The organism is Rhodococcus sp. NPDC058521, from assembly GCF_042719695.1.
GTDB lineage: Bacteria > Actinomycetota > Actinomycetes > Mycobacteriales > Mycobacteriaceae > Rhodococcus_F.
This window is the reverse complement of sequence record NZ_JBHXNL010000016.1, coordinates 14313-38632: the sequence shown is the minus strand read 5'-3', so window position 1 is coordinate 38632 and position 24320 is coordinate 14313. Positions and strand designations below refer to the sequence as shown.

Genomic DNA, 24320 nt, shown 5'->3' with positions numbered 1-24320 from the left:
CAACCACTCACAGGGGGGTGTTGGGGATCAGGTGATCGGCTAGTCCGTAGTCGATGGCGGCCTGCGCAGTGAAGATCCGGTCGCGGTCGGTGTCCTTGCGGAGATCAGCCGTACTCTGTCCGGTGTGCTTCGCCAGAATCTCTTCCGTCTGAGCACGTACCCGAAGGATCTCGGCGGCCTGGAGGGCGAGATCGGAGATCGTGCCCTGTCCCTGGGACGAAGGCTGATGCAACAGGACCCGAGAATGCGGGAGGACGTATCGATACCCTGGTGTCCCCGCGGCGAGCAGCACCGCGGCCGCGGACGCCGCCTGCCCCATGCAGTACGTGGCAACGGTCGGACGGAGGAACTGAATGGTGTCGTATACGGCGAGCATCGCCGTGGTCGATCCGCCGGGTGAGTTGATGTAGATACCGATCTCTCGGTCCGGACTCTCGGCCTGAAGATGCAACAGCTGAGCCATGACCACATTGGCCACGCCGTCGTCGATCTCGGTACCGAGAAATACGATGCGCTCGTTCAGAAGTCGCGAGAATACGTCGAACGACCGTTCACCGGCAGGGGTGCGTTCGATGACGTTGGGGATTGTGTACTGGGACATGATCACAGTCCGATCCGAGGTGCTGTGGTGTGGGGTGCGATGTCGGCGAGGGACATGACCACCCGGTCGACGATCCCGTACTCCTTCGCCTGCTCGGGGGTGAACCACCTGTCGCGATCACTGTCTGCGGCGATCTCTTCGACCGTCCGCCCGGTCTCGTCCGCTAGGATCTGGTTGGCCTGCTTCTTCATCGCGTCGAGGCTTTCAGCCTGAATGGCGATGTCTACGGCGGTGCCACCGATGCCGGCCGACGGTTGATGCATCATGATCCGGCTGTGAGCGAGGCTGATGCGTTTGCCGTGAGTACCCGAGCACAGCAGCACCTGCCCCATGCTCGCGGCGAAGCCCATGGCGACGGTCACCACATCGTTCGGTATCAGTTTCATGGTGTCGTAGATCGCCAGGCCGGCCGAGACGGATCCGCCGGGCGAGTTGATGTAGACGACGACGTCTCGCTTCTCGTCTTCGGATGCGAGGAGTACGAGTTCCGAGCAGGCGCGTTCGGCCGTGGGATCGTTCACCTCGCCGGTCAGAAGTACGATCCGTCGACGAAACAGTCTGTCTGCCAATATGTCACGGTAGTTTTTGTCGGCCAGTTCGGTTGAGGTCATGCCTCCTTCGTACCGCCGTGAGTCGCCCTCGAGCCCGAATGTCTGCTGAGGGCAGACGATCAGGATTCGGAGTTGTCGAGCCGCGCGAGACCCTCCCGGATCACGGCCGCCGTTGCTTCGGGATCGGAGTTTCGACGTAGCACGAAGCCCCTCACGAAGCGCAACACGTCACCCTTGTGGCGCGGGACCACGTGCAGGTGCGTATGGCCGACCGTCTGAAACGCGGCTCGACCGTCGTTGATCACGAGGTTCGCGCCGTCCGCGCGAAGGTCGGCCACCCGTACGGCGCGGGCCAAGGAATGCCCCACCTGGAACACACGGGACGCGGAATCGGGGGAGAGGTCGGTCAGGTCGTCGGCGTGAAGTTTGGGGATGACGAGGGTGTGCCCGCGCATGACGGGACGGATGTCGAGGAAGGCAAGCACGTGCTCGTCCTCGTACACCCGCGTCGCAGGGTCCTGTCGGGACACGATTCGGCAGAATATGCAGTTCGTCATCAGCTCGTTCTGGTCCTTCTCGGTGTCGGGAAACTGCCTGAACCACTGCTCTTCCTACCAGAGGTGACCTATATCGCGTAGGTGCCGAGCGTCACCGGGCCGAACCACGCGAACTGGGGCTTTCCGGCAATCGGTGTCGACGCGTAGTCGCTGCGGCGAACAACGAAGTACACCGTCGTGAACGCACGGTGACGAGGAGGTGCTCACTCGATCGTGGGGACGAAACCGGCGAGTTCGGACGCTGACGTACGGCGGGTGCACGTCCTGTTCCTCTGTAGCGGCAACGTTTGTCGCTCACCGATCGCGGAGCGGCTGATGCGCGCATTCGCGGACGAACACGACTTGCCGAATCTGACCGCCGAAAGTGCCGGGACGCGATCACGCCTCGTAGCTCGTCCCGGATGCTGCAGCTCGGGCTTTCACCCTCGGGGAAGCACTGCGATTGCGAAACGTACCCGCGCGAGTACGGTCGGGGAACTCGCCGGTGCCAGACGTGGGTACATTGCGCACAAGGACCTCAACATCAGTGATCCCGTCGGGTTGAAGCGCGGCAGCGTACGAGAGAGTGGGGGAGCAGATCGCTGCGACACTGCTGTCGCTTCTGCAATCGCTCGGCCCCGGACCCCGATCTCCGGCCTATTCGGCCGCCTGGAAGCGGTAGTCGGAGAAGCGTTCGTTCACCTGGTCCGCGGTCAGCCCGAACTCCTCGAGCGTGTACTTGTGGGCGGGTTTGCGGGCACCGGTGCGGCTCTCGTCGTGCATGCTTCCCATCGCGATCCGTGCCGATGCGGAAAGGTCGAGCCCGAACGACGAATAGATTCCCTCGACGGTGCCCAGGGGATCCGCCACGAAGTCGTGATAGTCGACATCCACGAACTGTCGCGGGTCGTATTTCGCGCGTGCCTGCGTGAACTGCTCGAGGCCTCGGGCCCAGAGGTCCAGTTGGCTGCGGCCGATGACGTCGCCGCGGAACGTTTCGGACCACCCACTGGTCGCCTGCTCGGCGAGGCTGCACACCGAAGGGATGATCGTGCTCGGCGGCCGGTGGGTCTGCACGATCAGCGCATCCGGATAGACCGCCATCAGTTCGTCCAGTGCGAACAGGTGACTCGGATTCTTCAGCACCCACCGCTTGTCACGGTCGGGCAGCCCGATCAGCTGTAGGTTCTTCTTGTGGCGCGCATAGGCATTCGTCCAGTCCTGCCCTTCGAGCCAGCGAGAGTAGGTCGGTAGGCGCGCCAGGCATTCGTACGACACCGACTTGAAAGTCTGCCGCAACAGTTGCCAGCATTCTTCGACTTCGCCGGCGGACATGTAGTGCACACCCATGAACTCGGGATGCTCGACGTGATGGCGACCGAACCCTTCTTCGATCTTCTGGAACACCGGGTTCGATTCCCACGTGTCCCGTGGCGGCCGTGGTTGCGGCATCTCCGTCAGCCACATTTCGAGACCTTGATGACCGGGATCTGCGGTGAGTAGACGGTGCAAAGCGGTCGTGCCCGTCCTGGGAAGCCCGGTCACGAAGATCGGACGGTCCAGTTTCACGTCCGCGTGCTCGGGGTGCTGCTTCCAAGCCGCTTCGCTGAGCAGACGCGCCACGAGTGCGCCGCGCAGGAACACTCGGGACACCTTGCTGCCCAGTGAGGTCAGCGTCTCGTCCGTGCGATACGAATCCAGCAGGACTCCGAGTGCTTCCGTGTAGTCGTCGACACCGAAGTCGTCCAAGCCCGTGATTCGAGTGGCGGAGGCATGCAGATCCTCGATCGTTCCTACAGTCGTTCTCTCGCTCATCGTCGTCCGTTCTTCAGTGATGGAATTCGCCGCAGTTGACGTCGAGGCACTGGCCTGTGATCGCATTCGCCATCGGTGAGGCCAGGAAGATCGCGGCATCGGCGACCTCGTCGGTGTCCGGTAGTCGTTTGAGGTCGGTCCCGGCGGCAGTATGTTCGTAGATCCGATCGACGGTGGTCCCGTACTTGTCCGCCTGGTGTGCGAAGTACTGCTTCAGTGTTTCGCCCCAGATATAGCCGGGAGCAACGGAATTGACCCGGATGCCTTGCGGGCCGAGTTCCGTCGCCAACGACTGAGATGCAGCCAACAGTGCCGACTTGGCGATCTTGTACGAGCCGTAGCGTTCCTGGGAATGTCTGATCACCATCGAGTTGATGTTGACGACCGCCCCTTTCGACTCCGCGAGGGCCGGAGTGAAGAGTTGAGTGAGCCGCAACGCCCCGAGAACCGTCAGTTCGATGCCGGCACGAATGTGATCGAAGTCCGTCCGTGCGAGTGGTTTCATCGCCGGAATCGAGAAGGCGTTGTTGACGAGGGCGTCCACCCGTCCGAACGCGGCCAGTGATTCGGTGACCAGATTCTCTGCCGAAGCGTGATCCGTGATGTCCGCTGCGACGGTGACGGCGCGGCCTCCGGCATCGGCAACATCCTTCGCCACCTCGTCCAGACGCGACGCCGTGCGAGCTGCGAGCACCACCGAAGCGCCGTGCCGAGCGCACCGCACGGCTAGGGTTCTTCCGAGTCCCGGACCCACCCCCGAAATGACGATCACCTTGTCCTGCAGCAGATTTCCCATGGCACTCATCCCAGCATCCTGTCGGCGACGGCAGCCTGACGTGCGGCTATGCGTTCCGCGTAGTCTTCGGCCGTGATCTTGCTCGATTCGTAGTGCGGCAACTTGTCGGCGAGATCGTCGAAACGCACGACCTCCACACTCGGTCCGTCCTCGGGGGTGAACTCGCGGGAGACGCGCTGCCAACGAAACTGCAGGTATCCGCGATCGTGGCCCAAGGTCTCCACCCAGTTCGCGACTCCCGGATCACGATCCGACACCACGATCCGAATCATGCCGTCCGGGTCGGTGCGAGCCTGCGTGTTGTTCAGTGACGTTTGATGATTGATGTAGTCGAGCGAGATGTACCACATGCTGCCCAGCTGAAACCCCTGATATGGGGCATCGGATTCGGGGACCGTCACGATCATTGCCTCGTCGGGACCGAGGTCGTAGTGTCCGACCGAGGAGTACTGAGTAGCAAGGCCGCCGGGGGTGAGTCTCGGTTCGGTCATCGTGTTCACCGGCAGTTTCAGATAGAACCATTCGGGAAACTGGAGCCAGGTCCTGACTCGGGACACGAGAGCTTTTCCTGCCCGTGCATAGCGTTTCTCGACGGTTTCACGGCTCAGGGGTTCGGGTGCGGTCCCGGTGGTGTCCGCACGCGCGATCCTGATGGTCCCGCGCTTCTGCGACCAGTCGTTGTACACCTCACGGACCACCAGTTGTGAGGAACCGGGGGCGAGGGTGAAGTAGTTCGGTATCCCGTTCGCAGGCTTCGGTCCGAACCGAATCTCGTACGAGCCGTCGGCATCGATGTCGATGTCCCGGTCGTCGAATGCACTCACGCTGCCCGGAACGTTCGCGGACGTGTAGTTGCCACTGAGGACTTGGAAGCTGAGATCGGTGGTGGTCCCGCGCGTTCCGGTGACCACGTACTCGACGTCGTCGCTGATCCGTGCGCCGAAGTAGAGGGTGTCCGGGTTGTCCAGTCCCATTTTGGTGAACGGGCCTGTCCCGGAAACGAAGAAGGGATGGGTCTTTTCGGTGGCCCACGCCGCGTGAGTCGTCGCGAGAATTCCGCCGGCGAGGTACTGGTAGCCCTCGAGAAGATCTTTCTCGTCGCGGATGTGTGGCGCGCTCTCGATCAACTTCTCGGCCTCGGCCAGGGCTTCCGCGAACGGATCGGTCAGCACACCGTGCTCCTCACGACTGAATCTCAGGACTGGTACAAATATGTACCCAACTGGTAGAACTGATACGACAATAGAACGTGTTCTAAGGAGAGGTCAATGGTCGCTGCTGGATCTGCGCGCCGCTCGCCACCGACCGAACGTGTGGTCCAGGTGCTGGATTTTCTGGTCGCTCGCAAGGGTCGGCAGTTCGGTCTGTCGGAGCTCGCGCGACAACTCGACATCAGCAAGCCGACCTGCCTGGGCATCGCGTCGGCACTCGTGGACGGCGGCTATCTGATTCGAGACCCCGTGTCCAAGAGCTACGGCCTCGGGCCTGCGCTCATCGCGGCAGGGCGTGCGGCGCAGCAGGGATTCGCGGCGGGGCCGATCGCGCGCGAGCATCTGGCGAAGCTCCGCGAGCGATTCGAGACCACGTGTACGGCGTCGGCTGTCGTCGGGGACCGGATAGCTGTTCTCGAGTTGACCAGCCCACCGGGAGTGCGACCGACCGTGAAGGTGGGTGAGGTGTACCCGTTCGCACCGCCGGTGGGGTTGATGTATGTCCTGTGGGACGGAGACGAGCGTCTGGAGGCCTGGCTCCGTCGTGAGCCGACCTTGCCGGTTCAACTTGATCGTGAACGGCTGCAGCGCGTGGCGACCGAGTGTCGTCGGGACGGCTACCTGGTCGAAACGCTCACCCCGGTCGGGCGGCAATTGCACGCGTTGATGGCGGGTGTTGCCGCGCATGCGCTTCCGACGGATCTGCGGGACGTACTCGGGGAAATGGTGTCGAGTCTCGGGGAGCGGGTGTACCTCCGTGACTCGGATGTGGAGTCGGCGGACGGGCACCCGGTCAGCCTCATTGCGGCGCCGACGTTCGATGCGGAGGGGCATCAGGCGATGGTGCTGACGCTGTATGTGGGCGCGACCATCTCGGACGAGGAGATCCGGGTGCGGGGTCAGGCGCTCGCGGCTGCTGCGGATGCGGTGACGGCCGAAGTGGGCGGACGGCGTCCATTGACCAACTTCTGAAACGCGTTCTATTCTCGATGTGTCATTTCGACCGACTCGGTTCAAATATGGACCGACACTTCGGGAGTTCAGGAGTCGCTACGCATGACGTCCCCGCCGCTCTACGAGCTGTCTCACCTCGATGCACTCGAGGCAGAGGCCGTACACATCTTTCGCGAGGTGGCCGCCACGTTCGAACATCCCGTCCTGTTGTTCTCGGGCGGCAAGGACTCGGTCGTGATGTTGCACATCGCGTCCCGCGCGTTCTGGCCCGCGCCGATCCCATTCCCCGTGATGCACGTCGACACCGGGCACAACTTCGACGAGGTGATCGAGTTCCGGGATCGGACGGTGGACCGCTACCGGCTCCGCATGGTGATTGCGAGCGTGCAGGACGACATCGACGCCGGTAGATCGGTCGAGGAGTCGGGCATACGAGCCAGCCGCAATCGCCTGCAGACGGCCACGTTGCTTCGCGGAATCCGTGAAGGGGGATTCGACGCGGTGTTCGGCGGGGCACGGCGCGACGAGGAGAAGGCGCGGGCGAAAGAGCGCGTGTTCAGTTTTCGGGACGAATTCGGCCAATGGGACCCCCGTGCCCAGCGCCCCGAACTGTGGAACCTGTACAACGGTCGCCATCGCAGGGGCGAGCACATTCGGGTGTTCCCGCTGTCGAACTGGACCGAACTCGACATCTGGCAGTACGTCCGGGATCGGCACGTGGAACTGCCGTCACTCTACTACGCGCACCGCAGGCAGGTGGTGCCGCGCGATGGAATGTTGCTGGCGCACACACGGTTTCTGCAGCTGGGTAGCGGCGAGGAGTCACACGAAGCGCTTGTGCGATTTCGGACGGTCGGTGACGCGACGTGCACGGGGTGTGTCGAGTCGAATGCCACGACACCGGACGAGGTGGTCGTGGAGGTGGCGGCCAGCCGAGTGACCGAGCGTGGCGCGACTCGCGCAGACGACCGGATCTCCGAAGCGGGTATGGAAGATCGTAAGAAGGAAGGGTACTTCTGATGCCGCGACTGTTGCGGATCGCCACGGCGGGCAGTGTGGACGACGGAAAGTCCACCCTCATCGGGCGCCTTCTGTACGACTCCAAAGCGATTTTCGAGGACCAACTCGAGGCCGTCGAACGCACGTCCCGGGCGCGCGGAGACGATCACGCCGACCTTGCACTGCTCACGGACGGGCTACGAGCCGAGCGCGAGCAGGGCATCACCATCGACGTCGCCTACCGGTATTTCGCCACGCCGCAACGCAAATTCATCATCGCCGATACTCCCGGGCACGAGCAGTACACCCGAAACATGGTGACGGGTGCTTCCACCGCCGACCTTGCGTTGATTCTGGTCGACGCGCGCAAAGGGATCCTCGAGCAGACGCGTCGGCACGCTTTCGTTTCGAGCCTTCTCGGCATTCCGCACCTCGTGGTCTGTGTCAACAAGATGGACCTGGTCGATTGGTCCCAGGAACGCTTCGAGGAGATCAAGGAAGACTTCCGGCGCTTCGCAGCGAAACTGGACGTCCACGACCTCACCTTCGTTCCCGTGTCGGCGTTGCATGGTGACAACGTGGCGCAGCGGACTGTGAACATGGACTGGTACGAAGGCGGTTCGCTGCTGCACGACCTCGAACAGGTACATGTGGCATCCGACCGCAACCTCATCGACGCTCGCCTGCCGGTGCAGTACGTGATCAGACCGGGTGCTCGAACGGCGCCGGAGTTCCATGACTTTCGGGGGTACGCAGGAACGGTCGCCGGGGGAGTCTTCAAACCTGGCGACGACGTCGTCGTGCTGCCCTCCGGATTCACATCGACCGTGGCCGCGATCTGGGGCCCCGGCGGCACACCGGTGGAGGAGGCATTCGCGTCGTCCGCAGTCACGGTGCAGTTGGCGGACGACGTGGACGTCGCGCGCGGAGACGTGTTGTGCCGCCCGAACAATCGTACGCAGATGTCGAACGAGATCGACGCAATGGTCTGTTGGCTGACGGAACGCTCGTCGTTGTCCCCTCATAACCGATACACCCTCCTGCACACCACCAGGGCAACGAACGCCTCGGTCGAGCGCCTCGACTACCGACTGAACGTCAACACACTGCATCGAGACGAGACGGCGCAGCGCCTGTCACTCAACGAGATCGGCCGTGTGCAGCTGAAGACCAGCAATCCGCTCATGTTCGATCCCTACCGCCGTAACCACGGCACCGGAAGCTTCGTGCTGGTCGACGAGTCCACCCACGACACCGTGGCGGCCGGAATGATCACGGGGCCCACGCTGTCGGAATCGAAGGTGGTGTGGCATGCAGCCGGAGTCGTTCGCGAGGATCGGGCGACCCGGGGAGCGACGGTGTGGCTCACGGGATTGTCGGCTTCGGGGAAGTCCACGGTTGCCGTCGAGCTGGAACGCAGGCTCGTCGCGGCAGGAGTGCCCGCCTATCGTCTGGACGGAGACAATCTTCGGCACGGTCTCAACGCCGATCTGGGGTTCTCGGCGCGTGATCGGGGCGAGAACGTGCGCCGTGTCGGCGCTGTCGCGCAGTTGTTCGCGGACTCGGGGACGATCGCGATCGCATCGCTGATCAGCCCCTACCGTGACGCCAGGCGAGAGGTGCGGCGGCAACATGCCGACGCCGGGATTCCGTTCGTCGAAGTCTTCGTGGACACCCCGATCGAGCAGTGCGAGGCCCGGGACCCGAAGGGTATGTGGGCGAAGGCAAGAGCCGGCGAGATCACCGGCTTCACCGGGGTGGACGATCCGTACGAGCGGCCCGAGAATCCAGAATTGACCCTCCGTCCCGAGGACGGATCTCCCGCAGAGCTTGCCGCCAAGATCGTCGCGGAGCTCGATCTGTGAGCGCCGACGCGGATCTTGCCGCAGATCTTGCCGGGGGAGCCGGTGAACTACTGCTGCAGATACGTGCCGAGGAGAACGCAGACGGCGGAGGTGGAAGGGAACTGTCGCGACGCGGTGACTTTGCGGCCAACGAGTACCTTCTGAGGAGGCTGCGAAGCGAACGCCCGGACGATGCCGTTCTGTCGGAGGAATCAGCGGACGATCGAGCCCGTCTGGAGCGTTCGCGTGTCTGGATCATCGACCCGCTCGACGGATCGAAGGAGTTCGGAACGGCAGGTAGGGACGACTGGGCGGTCCATGTCGCCCTGTGGGAGCGGGGCGAAGGCATCACCGTCGGCGCAGTGGCGCTGCCCGGCCTGTCGGTCGTCCATTCCAGTGCAGATGCCTTACAGGAGGCGACGCCGCAGGCAGAGGTGCCGAAGATCGTGGTGAGTGGCAGTAGGCCACCGAAGTTCGTCGACGCAGTGGCAGCGGAGCTCGGAGCCGAGATCGTCACGATGGGTTCCGCAGGTGCCAAGGCGATGGCCGTTCTACGCGGAGAAGTCGACGCCTACGTTCACGCGGGAGGGCAGTGGGAATGGGACTCCGCGGCGCCGGTGGGCGTGTGCGCTGCGGCACGGCTGCACTGCTCGCGGATCGACGGCAGCGAGCTCCGCTACAACGCGGCCCAGCCGTACCTTCCCGATCTGGTGATCTGCCGTTCCGCCATCGCCGAACCACTGCTCGCCGCAATCGGAAAACACACCGAGGGGCTCACCGACAGTGCCCGAGTCGCCATGGCGCGGGAGTACATAGCGTCCCTGTCGAGTCACGACGCGACGAAAGTGCGACTTGCCCCCGATGTGTGGCGGGTCGAGAACGGACGCAGAACGGGGGAGTCGCGCGCACAGATCCTCGAGGACCTCGAGCACGGCGAACAGTACAAACCGATCCAGGGCATTCGGGCCCTGAAATTTCGGGAGTGGGGTGACAATGTGGTGGCCCGGTACGACCTCGATTTCGGGGCGCCGCCGGCACCCGGCATCACGGTTCACGTCACCGAATACTTCGATGTTCCCGGTGGCGAGATCACATCGATCATGGCGATCATCGAGCCGGAATCGACGAAAGGTGACATGTGAGCGCAGGTGACCTCGTAACAGCCTTCTGTGGTGAATGGGCGAAAGCAAACCCGGATACGATCGCCGGGTACTTCACCGAAGACGCTGTGTACCACAACATTCCGATGGAACCCGTGGTCGGCCGCGACGCGATTCGGACGTTCGTGGCCGGATTCGTCGCAGCGTTCGGCAGCATTGACTTCGACGTTCGACTGCAAGTGGTGAACGGCGACGTCGTGATGAACGAACGTGTCGACGTCTTCTCGCTCGGCGGCAAGGAGGTGCGGCTCCCGGTCGTCGGTGTGTTCGAGATTCGCGGTGACCGGATAGCGGCGTGGCGTGACTACTTCGACATGGCGCCCATCGCCGAACTTTCTGCGAGATCCGAATAGATCTCAGGAGGTAGCGATGACTCGGATCGACACCGTCGGCGGACCTGTCGACAGCGCCGCGCTCGGGCGCACCTACATGCACGAACACGTCGTCGTGCTGACGCCCGACATGCAGCAGAACTATCCCGACGAATGGGGCGACGAGGACGATCGTATCGCGGACGCCGTGCAGAAGTTGAAGGCGCTGGCGGCCCAGGGCGTGAGGACCATCGTCGACCCCACCGTGGTCGGGCTCGGTCGGTACATCCCGCGGATCCGACGGGTCGCCGAACAGGTGCCAGAATTGAACATCGTTGCCGCGACCGGCCTGTACACCTACGGCGACGTACCGTTCTTCTTCCACTACCGCGGTCCCGCACTGAACGAAATCGTCGGCGCGGAGGTGCCCGATCCGATGGTCAACTTGTTCGTGAAGGACATCGAGGAGGGGATCGCGGACACCGGGGTCGCGCAGGCCTCTTGAAGTGTGCGATCGACCAACCCGGGCCGACTCCCGGCGTAGAACGAGTGATGCGAGCGGTTGCGAAAGCTCACCGCCGCACCGGTGTTCCGATCACCGTTCACCCCCACCCTGGTTCCGAGACCGGTAAGCACGTGCAGCGAGTGATGTGTGACGAGGGGGGTTCGTCCCGATCGGATCGTGCTCGGACACAGCGGCGACAGCACCGATGTCGAGCATCTGACGGAACTGGCAGAGGCGGGATTCGTGCTCGGGATGGACCGTTTCGGAATCACCATCGAAACGACTTTCGAGGCTCGCGCCGACACGTTGATCGAACTGTGCCGTCGGGGATTCGCCGATCGAATGGTGCTGTCGCAGGACGCTTCGTGTTACATCGACTGGATCGACCCCAACCTGAAGCCTTCTCTGCCTCAGTGGCATTACCTGCACATCCACGACGACGTGCTGCCTTACATTCGTGAGCGGGGAGTCACGGAAGAGATGATCGAGGAGATGCTCGTCGAGGTTCCCAGGAGATACGTCGAGAACAACGGCACCTATTAGGGTGCCCCCGGCAGGATTCGAACCTGCGACCTTTCGCTCCGGAGGCGAACGCTCTATCCCCTGAGCTACGGGGGCGCACCGGTTTGCCGGTGTGCCGATCGGGCTGCGTAAGCGTAGCGCATCCGCGACTCCTTGGACCAAATCGGGGTGTCACGGCGTCGCGGTCACACCCCGATTCGGGTTCAGTTCATCGGAAGTGGGGATGCGCCACGTTCGGAGAGCATGTTCGTCATGAGCGTCGACTCGCTCTCCTGCGTGTTCACCATCGTCTGCGCCAACTGACGGACCACGGCTTCGGAGGCATGTTGCGCCCCGTACTCCATCATCGGAAGTCCACCCTGGTGATGGCGCAACATCAATTGCAGAAACTCGACATCGGCCGCCGACCCCGTCGCTTGCCGTAGTCGCGCCATGTCGTCGGAGGAGGCCATGCCGGGCATCTTCGTCATCGGGCCGGCCTCGTGCTCTTCCGACGACATTCCGTGATCGTGTCCGCCGCCCTGTCCGGAGTTCATCCACGCCATGTATCCGCCGGACGGCAGGAGGGGTTGACCCCACAGCGTGAGCCAGGCCTGCATCTGTCCCAGTTGGTTCTGCTGCGTGGTCAGGATGTCGTAGGCGAGCCCGCGGACGGCGGGGTCGGTGGTGTTCGTCAGCGCGATCGCGGACATCTCCACCGCCTGGCTGTGGTGGACGCTCATGTCCTGCGCGAACCCGACGTCGACGGAACCGGCCTCCGGGACGTTCTGCGACGAATCCTCGAGCGGTATTCGGGCAAGGAACCCCAGAGCGAAGCCGAGCACGATGGCACCGATGACACCGACCACCAGTAGTGCCGTCCGCTGGCTACGCGCGGCGTCGCGAAGGCCGTCCGAACCCGTCGCCGAGGAATCGGACGCCTGCGAAGCGGAAGGCTCGCTCATCACTGGCCCTCGGGCGGAACTTGACCGCCGTCGGCAGGCAGCTCGGCGCCGCCGGCCGGGGCCTGCTGCAGATCGGAGGGCAGCTCCATTCCCGGCGGTAGTTCCATTCCGGGCGGCAATCCGCCCGCAGCACCGCCGCCTGCCGTCTCCGACGGGTCGGGTGCAATGCCGTGTCCGTCCATCGGGACCGCGTCGGGGCCCGGTGCCGAGGGGTCGAACGGCGGCGGGTTGTCGGGATCGAAACCGGAGCCGGGGATGCTCGAGCAGCTCGCGCCGATCTCGGGATACGTGTTCTGGTTCAGGCGCAGTGCGGTGATGAACTGGTCGATGCGCTCGTCGTCGGCACTGTCGACCTTGAGCTGATGGCCCCACGACTGCAGCGCGACGGGCGTGTCGAGGCCGGGGTACGGCGACATGAGCGTGTACGCCTCGCCATCGACCTTGTCGGAGAGTGTGCTCAGATCGTCACCGGAGACGCGGTCCGGGTCGTAGGCGATCCAGACCGCCCCATGTTCGAGAGAGTGGACTGCGCTCTCGGTACGAATCGCCTGGTCGTAGACGGTTCCCGTGCAGGTGGCCCAGATTCCGTCGTGTGGCCCACCGAACGGCGGCGCCTGGTCGTACGCGACGCGTTGCGTGGGCTGTATGTGGATGCCTGCGGGGTACTCGGTCTTGGTGACGCCTTCGATGTTGTCCGAAGGATCGGGCGTCTCCGCACTGGGCGCGTACTTCGCGGCTTCTTCTTTGGCCTGGTACTTCGGGAAGATATTGATCGCCAGCACAGCGACCAGCACGGCGACCGCCGCGACCGCCGCGACCGTCAGCCAGGGAATCTGCCGTGGCTGCTTCGCTCCGCGAGCCTTGCTTCCACCGCTTCTCTTCTGTGCGGCTTTGATCGCCTTGGCCGATTTTGCGCCCGACTTGTTGTTACCGGGACCGCCACTTTCCGTACCGCTTGGCATGTGTTGCGCTCTCTCGTTCTGTGGTTACGTGCGCCGTGCCCTGGCTCGGAGGAAGTCAGGGCCTTGCCCACTGTACTTTCCGGGGCCGGACACGGCCGGAAGGAAGGTGTGCGGATCGCTGCAAAGAGCGTTCGGAGCCCGCGAGCGCATCGAACCGAAGGCGAGTCACCGTGAAGCGCGTCCTGCCCATAGGATGAGTACCTGTGACTCCTGCTGACCTTGCCGAATTGCTGCGCGGCACCGCCGCGACCGTGCTCACCGAACGTGACCTGGACGCATCCGTGCTTCCCGAGACCCTCACGGTGGAACGTCCGCGTAATCCGGAGCACGGTGACTATGCCACCAACGTCGCGATGCAGGTGGCGAAGAAGGTCGGAACCAACCCGCGCGAACTCGCGTCGTGGCTGGCCGAGGCATTGACGGCAACCGAAGGCATCGAGAGTGCGGATGTCGCGGGACCCGGCTTCCTCAACATCCGTCTGGCCGCCGATGCGCAGGGCGCAATCGTCGCGGACGTTCTTGCCGCCGGCAGCCGGTACGGAACCGCATCGACCCTGGTGGGTACCAAGATCAACCTCGAGTTCGTGTCCGCCAATCCGACGGGACCGATCCACCTCGGCGGTACTCGATGGGCAGCCGTGGGCGACGCCCTCGGGCGGATCCTGAGTACCCAGGGCGCCGAGGTCACCCGCGAGTACTACTTCAACGATCACGGGGCCCAGATCGACCGGTTCGCTCGCTCGCTGATCGCCGCGGCAAAGGGAGAGCCTGCACCCGAGGACGGGTACGCCGGCGCCTACATCTCGGACATCGCCGAGCAGGTGCTCGCCAAGCACCCGGATGCCCTCTCCCGGCAGGCCGACGTCGCGCAGGAAACCTTCCGGGCCGAAGGCGTGGAACTGATGTTCGCGCACATCAAGCGCACGCTGCACGAGTTCGGCGTCGACTTCGACGTCTATTTCCACGAGAACTCGCTCTTCGAGTCGGGGGCGGTCGAGAAGTCCGTCGAGACCCTGCAGGAGTCGGGCAACCTCTACGAGAAGGACGGCGCGTGGTGGCTCGAGAGCACCAACTTCGGCGACGACAAGGACCGCGTCGTCATCAAGAGTGACGGAAACGCCGCGTACATCGCAGGTGATATCGCCTACTTCCAGGACAAGCGTTCGCGTGGCTTCGACCTGTGCATCTACATGCTGGGTGCGGACCACCACGGCTATATCGGCCGGTTGAAGGCCGCCGCAGCAGCGTTCGGCGACGACCCGGCCACCGTCGAGGTCCTCATCGGCCAGATGGTGAACCTCGTTCGCGACGGCGTCACCGTGAAGATGAGCAAGCGGGCCGGCACCGTCATCACCCTCGACGACCTCGTCGAGGCGATCGGGGTGGATGCTGCCCGCTACTCGCTGATCCGGTCGTCCGTCGACTCCAGCATCGACATCGACCTCGAGGTGTGGACGAGCGACGGAAACGAGAACCCCGTCTACTACGTGCAGTATGCCCACGCACGGTTGTCGTCCATTGCACGCGGAGCAGCCGAACTGGGGATCACGGCGGACAACCCCGACCTCTCGCTCCTGACGGGGGAGCAGGAGGGTGAACTCGTGCGCACGCTCGGCGAATACCCGCGCGTCGTCGCGAGTGCCGCCAACCTGCGCGAGCCGCACCGTATCGCCCGCTACCTGGAAGAATTGGCGGGTGCCTATCACCGCTTCTACGGGGCGAGCCGAGTCCTGCCGCAGGGTGACGAGGAAGCCGCACCGATTCACACGGCTCGCCTCGCCCTGTGCGACGCCAGCCGACAGGTGCTCGCCAACGGACTGAACCTGCTCGGCGTCACCGCACCGGAGAAGATGTGATGAGCGCACATCCCGCCGGACCCAAGCACGCCGACCAGATTCATGCACCCGGCCTCCCCGCGCGGCCGAGTTCGCCGGCCGAGTACGCCCAACTGCCCGCTCACGTCTGGCCACGTAACGCCGAGCGGGGAGAAGACGGCGTCGTGCGCCTCGCCGGCGTGCCCGTCACCGAACTCGCGGAGCAGTACGGCACGCCGCTGTTCGTGATCGACGAAGACGATTTCCGGTCACGCTGCCGGGACATGCGATCCGCGTTCGGCCCGGATGCCAAGGTGCACTACGCATCCAAGGCGTTTCTGTGTGGCGAGATCGCGCGATGGGTCGACGACGAAGGTCTGTCGCTCGACGTGTGTTCGGGTGGCGAACTGGCGATCGCGTTGCATGCGGGATTCCCGGCGGAGCGAATCGCCATGCACGGCAACAACAAATCCGTCGCAGAGCTCGAGGCGGGCGTGGCAGCAGGCGTCGGACACGTCGTTCTGGACTCGACCTACGAGATCGACCGACTCGACGCCGTCGCGGGTGCTGCCGGCGTCGTGCAGGACGTGTTGATTCGCGTCACCGTCGGTGTGGAGGCGCACACCCACGAGTTCATCTCCACCGCCCACGAGGATCAGAAGTTCGGGTTCTCGCTCGCGGGAGGCGCGGCCTTGGAAGCGGTGCGCCGAGTGTTCGACGCCGACAATCTTCGGCTCGTCGGCCTGCACAGCCACATCGGTTCGCAGATCTTCGAGGTCGACGGATTCGAGGCCGCAGCACACCGTGTGATCGGTCTGCTGCGCGAGGTGGTGTCGGAGTTCGGGGCGGAGAAGACAGCCCAGATCTCGGTGGTGGACCTCGGCGGCGGAATGGGGATTTCCTACGTCCCCACGGACGACCCGCCCACCGTGACCGATCTGGCCGCCAAACTGCGCGACATCGTGCGTAACGAGTGCGAACTTGCCGGACTTCCGGAGCCCACTCTCGCGGTGGAGCCGGGCCGGGCCATCGCCGGTCCCGGTACGGTCACGCTGTACGAGGTCGGCACGATCAAGGACGTCGCCGTGGACAACGCGCTCACGAGGCGATACGTCAGTGTCGACGGTGGTATGAGCGACAACATCAGGACTGCGCTCTACCAGGCGGACTACGAGGCGCGGCTCGTCTCGCGTGTCGGTGAAGGGGAGCCTGTCGTGGCCCGTATCGTGGGCAAGCATTGCGAATCCGGCGATGTGGTGATCAGAGACACGTGGATTCCGGACGACGTCGACGCCGGAGATCTCATGGCGGTAGCCGCGACCGGTGCATACTGCTATTCGATGTCGAGCCGGTACAACCTGCTGGCTCGGCCTGCCGTCGTGGCGGTGCGCGACGGACTATCCCGCGTGATCCTGCGCCGGGAAACAGTGCAAGACCTGCTCAGCTTGGAGGCACAACAGTGACGAGCGAATCGACGCAGCGTCCCATCGGTGTGGCCGTACTCGGCTACGGCAACGTGGGTAGCGAAGTCGTTCGAATCCTGCTCAACCAGGCGGACGACCTCGAGGCACGCGTGGGGGCACCGCTGGCTCTACGGGGAGTTGCCCTGCGGAGAATCAGCGCCGACCGGGGTATCCCCGAGGATCTTCAGACCACCGACGCCGAGGCACTGGTGGCCCGCGCCGACGTGGATGTGGTCGTCGAACTGATCGGGGGAATCGAGATTCCCCGCAAACTCGTCCTCGCGGCGTTGAACTCCGGCAAGTCGGTCGTGACGGCCAACAAGGCGCTTCTCGCCGAACACACCGGTGAGCTGGCCGAAGCTGCGGAAGCGCAGCGCGTCGACCTCAATTTCGAAGCCTCGGTTGCCGGCGCCATTCCCGTCATTCGGCCGCTCACCCAGTCGATGGCGGGCGATCGGATCACGAAGGTCGCCGGAATCGTCAACGGCACCACCAACTACATCCTGTCCGCCATGGACGACACGGGTGCGGACTACGACGAGACGCTCGCCGAGGCCGGACGACTCGGTTACGCGGAGGCCGACCCGACTGCGGACGTGGAGGGCTACGACGCCGCCGCGAAGGCCGCAATCCTTGCGTCGATCGCGTTCCACACTCGCGTCACGGCCGCGGACGTCTACCGCGAGGGCATCACCTCGATCACGGCGGACGACCTGGCTTCCGCCCGCGCACTCGACTGCACCATCAAGCTGTTGTCGATCTGCGAGCGCATCACCGCCAAAGACGGCAAGGAGCGCATCTCCGCACGCGTGTACCCGGCGCTCGTTCCGTCGACCCACCCCCTCGCGACCGTGAACGGCGCTTTCAACGCTGTCGTCGTGGAGGCCGAGAACTCGGGGCGGCTCATGTTCTACGGACAGGGAGCAGGTGGCGCGCCGACGGCCTCCGCCGTGATGGGCGATCTCGTGATGGCCGCGCGCAACAAGGTGCAGGGCGGCCGTGGCCCACGCGAGTCGAAGTACGCCAAGCTGAAGGTCGCTCCCATGGGCGACATCCCCACGCGCTACTACGTGAACATGCAGGTCGCAGACCGTGCGGGCGTTCTGTCTGCCGTGGCGGCTGAATTCGCGCAACACGGCGTGAGCATCTCGACAGTCCGTCAGGAGGGCGAGGGTGAAGGCGCCCGCCTGGTTGTCGTCACCCACATGGCCCTCGACTCCGCGCTCTCGGAAACCGTTGAAGCACTGAGCAAACTCGAATTCGTCATCGCTGTCACCAGCGTGCTGCGACTGGAAGGCACCGAACAATGACCGGGACCCGCAACACCCTCACTACCGCTGCGGTTCACAAGCCGTGGCCCGGACTCATCGAGGCCTATCGTGACCGCCTCGCCATCGGCCCGGACTGGAAGACCGTCACGCTCCGCGAGGGCGGCACGCCGTTGCTGCCCGCGGATCATCTGTCGGAGGTCACCGGCTGCGACGTGTACCTCAAGGTGGAGGGCCTCAATCCCACCGGCTCCTTCAAGGACCGCGGTATGACGATGGCGGTCACGGATGCGCTTGCACGTGGCCAGCGCGCCGTGCTGTGCGCCTCCACCGGAAACACGTCCGCGTCGGCCGCCGCGTACGCAGCGAAAGCGAAGATGAGCTGCGCAGTCCTCGTTCCGCAGGGCAAGATCGCGATGGGCAAGCTTGCCCAGGCTGTCATGCACGGTGCACGCATCATCCAGGTGGAAGGCAACTTCGACGACTGTCTCGAGTTGGCGCGTAAGACCACTGCCGAGTTCCCGACGATCGGTCTCGTCAACTCCGTCAATCCGGTCCGTATCGAGGGGCAGAAGACCGCAGCGTTCGAGATCTGCGACGCGCTCGGCAAGGCACCCGACGTGCACGCGTTGCCCGTCGGGAACGCCGGCAACATCACCGCATACTGGCGCGGATACTCCGAGTACTTCGCGGACGGGCTCACCGACGTCAAGCCTCGGATGCTGGGAGTCCAGGCAGCGGGGGCGGCGCCACTCGTCAACGGTGCGCCTGTCAAGGATCCCGAGACGATCGCAACGGCCATCCGCATCGGGTCACCCGCTTCGTGGAACAGTGCGGTCGCCGCGAAGGAGGAGTCGAACGGCACCTTCCGGGCCGCAACGGACGAGAAGATTCTCGAGGCGTACCGCCTGATCGCCGCAACCGAGGGCGTGTTCGTGGAGCCGGCGTCGGCCGCGAGCGTCGCCGGGCTGCTCGCTGCACGCGAAGAGGGTTGGCTCGACTCGGGGCTCACCGTGGTGTGCACCGTGACCGGCAACGGGCTCAAGGATCCGGACACCGCGTTGTCGGGAATGCCTGAGGTCAAGCCGATTCCGGTCGATCCGGTCGCGGTCGCGTCTGCGCTCGAGTTGGCGTAGTGCCCCGCCCCGCGCCCTCGGATCCGCACCATCGGACAGCTGATATGACTCGCACCCTGCCCATCGACATCACCGTGACCGCGCGTGTCCCCGCGTCGAGTGCGAACCTCGGCCCCGGCTTCGACACCCTGGGGCTGGCCCTCGGGCTGTACGACGAGATCACGGTCACCACAACGGGTTCGGGTCTCGACATCACCGTCGAAGGTGAAGGCTCGGAAGATGTCCCGTGGGGCCCTTCCCATCTTGTGGTTCGCGCCATCGAGCGTGGCCTCGAGGCGGCGGGCGTGTGGGCGGACGGCCTGAAAGTCGTGTGCCGCAACACCATTCCGCATTCGCGCGGTTTGGGTTCGTCGGCCTCGGCAGTGGTGGGTGGACTCGCTGCGGCCAATGGGCTGGCCAGCCGACTCGATCCTCGCTTAGCACTGTCGCCCGAGCAGCTCGTTCAGATGTCCGCAGAGTTCGAGGGGCATCCCGACAACGCATCTGCGAGCGTCCTCGGCGGTGCGGTTGTATCGTGGAGCTGTCCGGCAGAGGGCGCGGACGCCCCGCGCAGCTACTTCGCAGCTCGGCTCGACGTGCACCCCGACATCAGAGCTGTTGCGCTCGTACCGACCGAGCGATCGTCGACAGCACACACGCGCGGGCTGCTGCCCGAGTTGGTTCCCCATCGGGACGCGGCGTTCAACGTGAGCAGGGGGGCGCTCGCCGTTGTCGCTCTCACCGAACGTCCGGACCTTTTGATGCCGGCGACCGAGGATCTGCTACATCAACCGCAGCGGGCGCCCGCCCTGCCGTTGACCGCAAAGTGGATCGAGATCCTCCGAGCGGAGGGTTTCGCAGCGACGATCTCCGGGGCGGGCCCCACCGTTCTGGCTCTGACCACGGCTCCGCTGCCTGATCGGATTCGTGAGCAGGCCGAATCGGAGGGTCTGCGGGTGCTCGAACTGAAGATTGCGAACGGGGTCGAGGTCGGCTGACACGCCGATTGTTGACGGGATTTCTTGCCCAGGCGAAGAATGGGCGCTATTGTGAGCGTTGTCCGTACATCGTGCGCGTCAGACGCCGGTGCTTCACCAGGGCAATCTTCCAAGGCTGATCGACTTCGATCGGGTTGGCTGGTCCTGGCATGATCCTCCGCACTCACCAGTTGTGATGGATTTGCGAACACGCGCCTGTTCGAAGGTGTCGTGATGGCGGACAGCCGACAGTTCTCGACAGGTAACTACGTACGGCACATCCGAGTTCAGACCTCAACTGAATTGCGGGACGAACCCTCGGCTCAGCGCAGCGCGAGCGAGGGAAGGAAAGGACCTCCGTGACCGATACGGACCTCATCGCCACCTCCACGCCGGCACCGGCAAGTGCTGAGAGCGGCGATACTTCAACTTCCTCCGGCGCTTCGACCAAGCGCACGGAGACATCGACGAAGCGCGCGGAATCGCGTCGCGGCGCCGGGCTCTCCGGAATGGTGTTGACCGAACTGAGAGCCCTCGCTGCCGAACTGGGGATCAAGGGGACCTCGGGGCTTCGCAAGGGCGATCTGATTGCCGCCATCAAGGAACGTCAGGGTGGCGCCGGTGCCGCTCCCGCAGCTGCACCCGACAAGAGCCGCGCCCCGAGCGAGCCGCAGCAGAGCGCTCCGGCCGCTCCGAGCGAGGGGGCTGCACAGGATTCCGACGATCAGGACGGACCTCGTCGGGGACGTCGCCGTGGGGGGTCGCGGCGAGGCGGCTCCGAGCAGGGCGGTGCAGCGCAGGCCGAGCAATCCACCGGTGACGCCCCTCAGGCTGGCGAGCAGGATCGCCAGTCGGATTCCAAACAGTCGGGTGGCAACGACCAGTCCGGCAAGCAGAATCAGAACAAGCAGGGCGACAGCCAGGATTCGAACAAGCAGGGCGACAACCGTGGTCGTCGCGACCGCGGTGACAATCGCGACCGCGGTGGTAACCAGGACCGCGGTGGTAACCAGGACCGTGAAGGTCAGGACCGCAACCAGGGTGACAACCGCAACCAGGGTGACAACCGCAATCAGGGTGACAACCGTGGTCGCAACCAGGGCGGCAACAACGGTCCCCGGGACGGCCGAAACGACGACGATCAGGAAGGCGGCGGTCGCGGACGGCGCGGACGTAGGTTCCGTGAGCGTCGCCGCGGACGCGATCGCGGTGGCGACGGAGACAACCGCGACACCGAGATTCGCGAGGACGATGTGCTGCAGCCCGTCGCAGGCATCCTCGACGTCCTGGACAACTACGCGTTCGTCCGCACGTCGGGCTACCTCGCAGGTCCGAGCGACGTCTACGTGTCGATGAACCTGATCCGCAAGAACGGTCTCCGTCGCGGTGACGCGATCACCGGTGCCGTGCGTGTCGGCCGTGAAGGCGACCAGGGCGGCGGCAATCAGCGCCAGAAGTTCAACCCGTTGGTGCGCATCGACACGGTCAACGGTGGTGACATCGAGACGGCGAAGAAGCGCCCCGACTTCGGCAAGTTGACTCCGCTGTACCCGAACCAGAGACTGCGGCTCGAGACCGAACCGAACGTGCTCACGACGCGCGTCATCGACCTCGTGATGCCGATCGGTAAGGGACAACGTGCGCTGATCGTCAGCCCGCCGAAGGCCGGTAAGACCAGCGTTCTGCAGGCCATCGCGAACGCGATCGCCACCAACAATCCCGAGTGCTACCTCATGGTCGTGCTCGTCGACGAGCGCCCCGAAGAAGTCACCGACATGCAGCGTTCGGTGAAGGGCGAGGTCATCTCGTCCACCTTCGACCGTCCGCCGGGCGATCACACCTCGGTGGCCGAGTTGGCGATCGAGCGGGCCAAGCGCCTCGTGGAGGCCGGCAAGGACGTTGTCGTTCTGCTCGACTCGATCACGCGTCTGGGTCGTGCGTACAACAACTCTTCACCCGCATCCGGTCGCATCCTGTCCGGTGGTGTCGATTCGACCGCGCTGTACCCGCCGAAGCGATTCCTCGGTGCTGCGCGAAACATCGAGAACGGCGGTTCGCTCACGATCATCGCGACCGCGATGGTCGAGACCGGGTCGACCGGTGACACCGTGATCTTCGAGGAGTTCAAGGGCACCGGTAACGCGGAGCTCAAGCTCGACCGCAAGATCGCGGAGCGTCGCGTGTTCCCCGCCGTGGACGTGAATCCGTCCGGAACTCGTAAGGACGAGCTGTTGCTCAGCCCGGACGAGGCCGCGGTGCTGCACAAGCTCCGCCGGGTGCTTTCCGGACTGGATTCGCATCAGGCAATCGACCTTCTGATCGATCGCCTGAAGAAGAGCAAGAACAACCTCGAGTTCCTCATGCAGGTGTCGAAGACCGCTCCGGGCGCGATCGACGACTGACCTGCAGGGAATGATTCGACCAATAGTCGTGTTGAGCTGGCCGTGAGACGAGTTGCCGATTGGGATCGCACAGGTCCTCTCTGGCATACTTGTCGGCCATAGTCCGGTTCCGGTTCACGGCTTCGATCGGCGAAGTCGACCCGGCGACCATTGAAAGGGACACACCATGAAGCAAGGCATCCACCCCGACTACGTGGCGACCACCGTCGTCTGCGGTTGCGGAAACACTTTCGAGACTCGTAGCACCAAGGAGACCGGACGTATCAACGTCGAGGTCTGCTCGCAGTGCCACCCGTTCTACACCGGTAAGCAGAAGATTCTCGACACCGGTGGACGCGTTGCTCGCTTCGAGGCTCGCTACGGCAAGCGCGCACCCAAGGGTGCAGCCAAGTCCTAGCTGTTCAGCCGACGCCCGACCTGCGATGATTGCAGGTCGGGCGTCGGCTTTTTCGTGTCCGTAACCGAAAGACGCGCAGAGCGGAGCTAACCATGGCAGGGATGTCCCAGCCTTCGGCCATCGACGACATCCTGGCGGAGCATGCCGGTCTCGAGCAGCAGTTGGCCGATCCGGCACTGCACAACGACGCTTCTGCCGCACGCAAGGCCGGTAAACGATTCGCCGAGCTCGCACCGATCATGTCGACCTACCAGAAGCTGAAGGCCGCGCAGGAAGACCTCGCCGCGGCGCGCGAACTGGCGGACGACGATTCGAGTTTCGCTGCCGAGATTCCCGAACTGGAAGTGCAGGTCGAAGAGCTCGACAAGACACTCACCGACCTGCTGGCGCCGCGGGATCCGCACGACTCGGACGATGTGGTTCTCGAAGTGAAGTCGGGGGAGGGAGGCGAGGAGTCCGCACTCTTCGCATCCGACCTGGCGCGTATGTACGTGCGTTACGCGGAACGGCACGGCTGGCGGGTCGAGATTCTCGACGCCACGGTGTCGGATCTCGGTGGTTACAAAGACGCCACGCTGTCGATCAAGTCGAAGGGCGACGTTCGGGACGGGGTGTGGTCACGCCTCAAGTTCGAGGGTGGCGTGCACAGGGTGCAGCGCGTCCCGGTGACGGAATCGCAGGGACGTGTGCACACATCGGCGGCCGGTGTGCTGATCTACCCGGAACCCGAGGAAGTCGAAGAAGTGCAGATCGACGAATCGGATCTCCGGATCGACGTCTACCGCTCGTCGGGCAAGGGCGGACAGGGAGTCAACACGACCGACTCGGCCGTTCGAATCACGCACCTTCCGACCGGAATAGTGGTGACGTGCCAGAACGAACGTTCGCAGCTGCAGAACAAGGCCCGGGCAATGCAGGTGCTCGCGGCCCGGCTGCAGGCCGCGGCGGAAGAAGAAGCCGAGGCAGAAGCGTCGGCGGGGCGCCAGAGTCAGGTTCGCACCGTCGATCGCTCGGAGCGCATTCGCACCTACAACTTTCCGGAGAACCGCATCACGGATCACCGGATCGGGTTCAAGGCGCACAACCTCGACTCGGTGCTCGACGGCGAGCTGGACGCCCTGCTCGATGCGCTGGGTAGATCGGATCGAGAGGCGCGGCTCGCCGCCGAGTGAG

The 24320-nt window shown here is 64.4% G+C and carries 21 protein-coding genes, 1 tRNA gene and 1 pseudogene; 14 read left to right on the top strand and 9 right to left on the bottom strand.

Annotated features, from left to right (window positions below; translation table 11 throughout):
* Nucleotides 1-7: 7 nt before the first annotated feature.
* The 6 genes from ACFWO3_RS19735 to ACFWO3_RS19710 all read right to left on the bottom strand — a co-directional run bounded on the left by ACFWO3_RS19735 (nt 8) and on the right by ACFWO3_RS19710 (nt 5471).
* Entirely contained in the window at nt 8-601 is a 594-nt protein-coding gene (locus ACFWO3_RS19735) for an ATP-dependent Clp protease proteolytic subunit (RefSeq protein ID WP_378580930.1), read from the bottom strand.
* Between the two features lie 2 nt (nt 602-603).
* On the bottom strand, nt 604-1212 hold the full coding sequence (locus tag ACFWO3_RS19730) for a ClpP family protease (RefSeq protein WP_378580928.1): 609 nt from the start codon (nt 1210-1212) through the stop codon (nt 604-606).
* A gap of 59 nt (nt 1213-1271) precedes the next feature.
* Nucleotides 1272-1709 (bottom strand): HIT family protein, encoded by a 438-nt coding sequence (locus ACFWO3_RS19725; protein WP_378580926.1) that lies wholly within the window; start codon nt 1707-1709, stop codon nt 1272-1274.
* A 636-nt stretch (nt 1710-2345) separates the two neighbouring features.
* A complete protein-coding gene (locus ACFWO3_RS19720; RefSeq protein ID WP_378580924.1) occupies nt 2346-3503 on the bottom strand; it encodes a sulfotransferase family protein in 1158 nt (385 codons plus the stop codon).
* 13 nt (nt 3504-3516) lie between these two features.
* Nucleotides 3517-4299, bottom strand: a complete 783-nt coding sequence (locus ACFWO3_RS19715) for an SDR family oxidoreductase (RefSeq protein WP_378581029.1) — start codon at nt 4297-4299, stop codon at nt 3517-3519.
* A 5-nt stretch (nt 4300-4304) separates the two neighbouring features.
* The gene (locus ACFWO3_RS19710) at nt 4305-5471 is read right to left on the bottom strand and encodes a hypothetical protein (RefSeq protein WP_378580922.1); all 1167 of its coding nucleotides are present in this window, start codon (nt 5469-5471) and stop codon (nt 4305-4307) included.
* A gap of 96 nt (nt 5472-5567) precedes the next feature.
* Here ACFWO3_RS19710 and ACFWO3_RS19705 point away from each other — a divergent pair, with 96 nt between their 5' ends.
* From ACFWO3_RS19705 to ACFWO3_RS19680, 6 genes and pseudogenes are all read left to right on the top strand, one after another.
* Nucleotides 5568-6482: an IclR family transcriptional regulator gene (locus ACFWO3_RS19705; protein ID WP_378580921.1), complete on the top strand. Its 915-nt coding sequence runs from the start codon at nt 5568-5570 to the stop codon at nt 6480-6482.
* 84 nt (nt 6483-6566) lie between these two features.
* Nucleotides 6567-7484: a sulfate adenylyltransferase subunit CysD gene (cysD, locus tag ACFWO3_RS19700; RefSeq protein WP_378580919.1), complete on the top strand. Its 918-nt coding sequence runs from the start codon at nt 6567-6569 to the stop codon at nt 7482-7484.
* Nucleotides 7484-9328, top strand: coding sequence for an adenylyl-sulfate kinase (gene cysC, locus ACFWO3_RS19695; protein ID WP_378580918.1), 1845 nt, complete (start codon nt 7484-7486; stop codon nt 9326-9328). The genes cysD and cysC overlap by 1 nt, the downstream gene beginning before the upstream one ends.
* Entirely contained in the window at nt 9325-10449 is a 1125-nt protein-coding gene (locus ACFWO3_RS19690) for a 3'(2'),5'-bisphosphate nucleotidase CysQ (protein ID WP_378580916.1), read from the top strand. Before cysC ends, ACFWO3_RS19690 begins: the two co-directional genes overlap by 4 nt.
* A complete protein-coding gene (locus ACFWO3_RS19685) occupies nt 10446-10820 on the top strand; it encodes a nuclear transport factor 2 family protein (protein WP_378580914.1) in 375 nt (124 codons plus the stop codon). Before ACFWO3_RS19690 ends, ACFWO3_RS19685 begins: the two co-directional genes overlap by 4 nt.
* Nucleotides 10821-10836: 16 nt before the next feature.
* Nucleotides 10837-11826, top strand: a pseudogene (locus tag ACFWO3_RS19680) (phosphotriesterase).
* A 2-nt stretch (nt 11827-11828) separates the two neighbouring features.
* Here the strand turns inward: ACFWO3_RS19680 and ACFWO3_RS19675 are convergent.
* The 3 genes from ACFWO3_RS19675 to ACFWO3_RS19665 form a co-directional block, all read right to left on the bottom strand.
* Nucleotides 11829-11901: transfer RNA gene (locus tag ACFWO3_RS19675), tRNA-Arg, on the bottom strand.
* 107 nt (nt 11902-12008) lie between these two features.
* A complete protein-coding gene (locus ACFWO3_RS19670; protein WP_378580912.1) occupies nt 12009-12749 on the bottom strand; it encodes a DUF305 domain-containing protein in 741 nt (246 codons plus the stop codon).
* Nucleotides 12749-13711 (bottom strand): DUF3105 domain-containing protein, encoded by a 963-nt coding sequence (locus ACFWO3_RS19665; protein ID WP_378580910.1) that lies wholly within the window; start codon nt 13709-13711, stop codon nt 12749-12751. Before ACFWO3_RS19665 ends, ACFWO3_RS19670 begins: the two co-directional genes overlap by 1 nt.
* Nucleotides 13712-13914: 203 nt before the next feature.
* Between ACFWO3_RS19665 and argS the strand changes: the two genes are divergently transcribed.
* The 8 genes from argS to prfA all read left to right on the top strand — a co-directional run bounded on the left by argS (nt 13915) and on the right by prfA (nt 24319).
* The gene (argS, locus tag ACFWO3_RS19660; RefSeq protein WP_378580908.1) at nt 13915-15567 is read left to right on the top strand and encodes an arginine--tRNA ligase; all 1653 of its coding nucleotides are present in this window, start codon (nt 13915-13917) and stop codon (nt 15565-15567) included.
* Nucleotides 15567-16988, top strand: a complete 1422-nt coding sequence (lysA, locus tag ACFWO3_RS19655) for a diaminopimelate decarboxylase (protein WP_378580906.1) — start codon at nt 15567-15569, stop codon at nt 16986-16988. Before argS ends, lysA begins: the two co-directional genes overlap by 1 nt.
* On the top strand, nt 16985-18298 hold the full coding sequence (locus ACFWO3_RS19650) for a homoserine dehydrogenase (protein ID WP_378580905.1): 1314 nt from the start codon (nt 16985-16987) through the stop codon (nt 18296-18298). The genes lysA and ACFWO3_RS19650 overlap by 4 nt, the downstream gene beginning before the upstream one ends.
* Complete coding sequence (thrC, locus tag ACFWO3_RS19645) at nt 18295-19392, top strand: threonine synthase (protein WP_378580903.1); 1098 nt, start codon at nt 18295-18297, stop codon at nt 19390-19392. The genes ACFWO3_RS19650 and thrC overlap by 4 nt, the downstream gene beginning before the upstream one ends.
* Nucleotides 19393-19436: 44 nt before the next feature.
* Nucleotides 19437-20369 (top strand): homoserine kinase, encoded by a 933-nt coding sequence (gene thrB / locus ACFWO3_RS19640; RefSeq protein ID WP_378580901.1) that lies wholly within the window; start codon nt 19437-19439, stop codon nt 20367-20369.
* A gap of 338 nt (nt 20370-20707) precedes the next feature.
* On the top strand, nt 20708-22750 hold the full coding sequence (rho, locus tag ACFWO3_RS19635; protein ID WP_378580899.1) for a transcription termination factor Rho: 2043 nt from the start codon (nt 20708-20710) through the stop codon (nt 22748-22750).
* Nucleotides 22751-22916: 166 nt separating this feature from the next.
* Entirely contained in the window at nt 22917-23147 is a 231-nt protein-coding gene (rpmE, locus tag ACFWO3_RS19630; protein ID WP_378580897.1) for a 50S ribosomal protein L31, read from the top strand.
* A 92-nt stretch (nt 23148-23239) separates the two neighbouring features.
* Entirely contained in the window at nt 23240-24319 is a 1080-nt protein-coding gene (prfA, locus tag ACFWO3_RS19625) for a peptide chain release factor 1 (protein WP_378580896.1), read from the top strand.
* Nucleotide 24320 lies beyond the last annotated feature (1 nt).

Excerpts from the sequence above, each read along its gene's own strand:
- ACFWO3_RS19735 (WP_378580930.1), bottom strand. The coding sequence starts at position 601 with ATGTCCCAGTACACAATCCCCAACGTCATCGAACGCACCCCTGCCGGT.
- ACFWO3_RS19730 (WP_378580928.1), bottom strand. The coding sequence starts at position 1,212 with ATGACCTCAACCGAACTGGCCGACAAAAACTACCGTGACATATTGGCA.
- ACFWO3_RS19725 (WP_378580926.1), bottom strand. The coding sequence starts at position 1,709 with ATGACGAACTGCATATTCTGCCGAATCGTGTCCCGACAGGACCCTGCG.
- ACFWO3_RS19720 (WP_378580924.1), bottom strand. The coding sequence starts at position 3,503 with ATGAGCGAGAGAACGACTGTAGGAACGATCGAGGATCTGCATGCCTCC.
- ACFWO3_RS19715 (WP_378581029.1), bottom strand. The coding sequence starts at position 4,299 with ATGGGAAATCTGCTGCAGGACAAGGTGATCGTCATTTCGGGGGTGGGT.
- ACFWO3_RS19705 (WP_378580921.1), top strand. The coding sequence starts at position 5,568 with ATGGTCGCTGCTGGATCTGCGCGCCGCTCGCCACCGACCGAACGTGTG.
- cysD (WP_378580919.1), top strand. The coding sequence starts at position 6,567 with ATGACGTCCCCGCCGCTCTACGAGCTGTCTCACCTCGATGCACTCGAG.
- cysC (WP_378580918.1), top strand. The coding sequence starts at position 7,484 with ATGCCGCGACTGTTGCGGATCGCCACGGCGGGCAGTGTGGACGACGGA.
- ACFWO3_RS19670 (WP_378580912.1), bottom strand. The coding sequence starts at position 12,749 with ATGAGCGAGCCTTCCGCTTCGCAGGCGTCCGATTCCTCGGCGACGGGT.
- ACFWO3_RS19665 (WP_378580910.1), bottom strand. The coding sequence starts at position 13,711 with ATGCCAAGCGGTACGGAAAGTGGCGGTCCCGGTAACAACAAGTCGGGC.
- lysA (WP_378580906.1), top strand. The coding sequence starts at position 15,567 with ATGAGCGCACATCCCGCCGGACCCAAGCACGCCGACCAGATTCATGCA.
- thrC (WP_378580903.1), top strand. The coding sequence starts at position 18,295 with ATGACCGGGACCCGCAACACCCTCACTACCGCTGCGGTTCACAAGCCG.
- thrB (WP_378580901.1), top strand. The coding sequence starts at position 19,437 with ATGACTCGCACCCTGCCCATCGACATCACCGTGACCGCGCGTGTCCCC.
- rpmE (WP_378580897.1), top strand. The coding sequence starts at position 22,917 with ATGAAGCAAGGCATCCACCCCGACTACGTGGCGACCACCGTCGTCTGC.
- prfA (WP_378580896.1), top strand. The coding sequence starts at position 23,240 with ATGGCAGGGATGTCCCAGCCTTCGGCCATCGACGACATCCTGGCGGAG.